Annotated in this window: 1 protein-coding gene and 2 pseudogenes; 1 reads left to right on the top strand and 2 read right to left on the bottom strand. The window is 60.8% G+C overall.

The window, feature by feature from the left end; all coding sequences use genetic code 11:
• Nucleotides 1–104 (bottom strand): annotated as a pseudogene (locus tag BBW68_RS18455) (transposase); the annotation flags it as partial.
• Here BBW68_RS18455 and BBW68_RS12410 point away from each other — a divergent pair.
• Nucleotides 86–313: pseudogene (locus tag BBW68_RS12410) on the top strand (pirin family protein); the annotation flags it as partial. The pseudogenes BBW68_RS18455 and BBW68_RS12410 sit on opposite strands and share 19 nt — an antisense overlap.
• Nucleotides 314–389: 76 nt before the next feature.
• Here BBW68_RS12410 and BBW68_RS12405 read toward each other — a convergent pair.
• The coding region (locus tag BBW68_RS12405) for a SulP family inorganic anion transporter (RefSeq protein WP_070135602.1) at nt 390–1529 on the bottom strand (1140 nt) is incomplete at its 5' end.

Genomic DNA, 1529 nt, shown 5'->3' with positions numbered 1-1529 from the left:
TCGGTCTGCACGAACACCTGCTGTAGCTCCGCACGCACCACCAACTGGCTAGCCCTGCTGACACGACTCAGCACGTTGCGCATTAAGTGGACCCGGCAGCGACGGCAGCCTACAGCTGCGCCAGCAGGCGTAGGTGCATCAGGTGCTGCTGGAGCCGGGCGAAAGTTTCAGCATGCCGCTGCAGGCGGCGATCCATTCGCAGCAGCAGGAAACCCTGACCTGCGGCGACGGCGCGTTCCTGCGCGAAGAAGAGAGTGTGACGCTAACGGTAGAAACCCCGCTGCGCGCGCTAGTGATTGATCTGCCGCTTTAACCATAGCGAGCACGATGATCGTCGGGGCGGAGATCGGCGTGCTCAGGCTGATCTCTGACCCGCAGCGTAAATATGCTTACGGCAGCTTAACCGGCCACTGGTTGAGCTGGATCCCGCGCTTCTTCGCCCCTTCGCCAAAATCTTTCAGCAGCGCTTTAACGTCCGGGTCGATATATTCCGCGCTGTCGTGATCGACAATCACCACGCTATTTTCCGGGATCTGTGCCAGCAGGCCCTTCAGCCGTAGATTATGCATAAAGGTCAGATTCTGCTGGAAGCTCAGCACGTAGTGGTCGTCATAGCGCGTTAGATGCATCGCGTTGCGCTGGCTTTTATAGATGCTGAACAGCACCTGTGTCGCGAGACCAATGCCGATCCCCGCCAGCATGCCAAATATCAGAATGCCGCCAACGGTGGCGATAAACGGCACCGACTGCTGCGCCCCTTGGCGCATCTGCGAGACAAACAGGCCCGGCGGTGCCAGCTTACAGCCGGTATACAACAGCACCGCTGCCAGGCTTGCCAACGGGATGGCGTTGAGGATCCCGCTAAACCACAGCCCGCAGATCAGCAGCAGCATGCCGTGCAGCAGGATCGATAGCTTGCTTTGTGCCCCCGCGCTGACGTTGACCGAACTGCGCACGATCACCGCGGTGATCGGCAGACCGCCGAGAAAACCACAGAGCGCATTACCGATGCCCTGCGCGCGCATTTCTTTATCCGGCGACGGAGGCGGGTTTTGCAGCTGCATCTTTTTCAGCGCTTCTTGGCTGAGCAGCGTTTCTAGGCTGGCAACAATCGCCAGCGTCAGCGCCACGATGTACACCGCCGGATTTTGCCACGCCAGCCAGTCCGGGCGCTCCAGCTCGCCGGTTAGCGCCTGAATGCTGTCGAACGCGGGCAATGAAATACGCGGCAGACCGGCGGAGAGCTCGGGCATCAGCCGCGCGCCAAACACAGTCGCTAGGCAGCCCAGAAGCACCGCCACCAGCGGGCCGGGCACCCAGCCTAACCATTTATTGCGCTTCACGGCGGGCGTGGTCCACAGCCAGAGGATCAGCAGCCCGCTCAGCGACACCGACCCCGCCGGCAGGGATATGTTGAGCGAACCGCCAGTCAACAGCGAGGCTAAGTCGCTCTCCCCTTTTGCGCCCAGCGCCACCGGGATCTGTTGGAAGATCAGCAGAATACCAATTGCCGCCAGCATGCCTTTGAT

Source organism: Candidatus Erwinia dacicola (assembly GCF_001756855.1).
Taxonomy (GTDB): Bacteria; Pseudomonadota; Gammaproteobacteria; order Enterobacterales; family Enterobacteriaceae; genus Erwinia; species Erwinia dacicola.
This window is presented reverse-complemented; position numbering and strand designations above follow the sequence as displayed.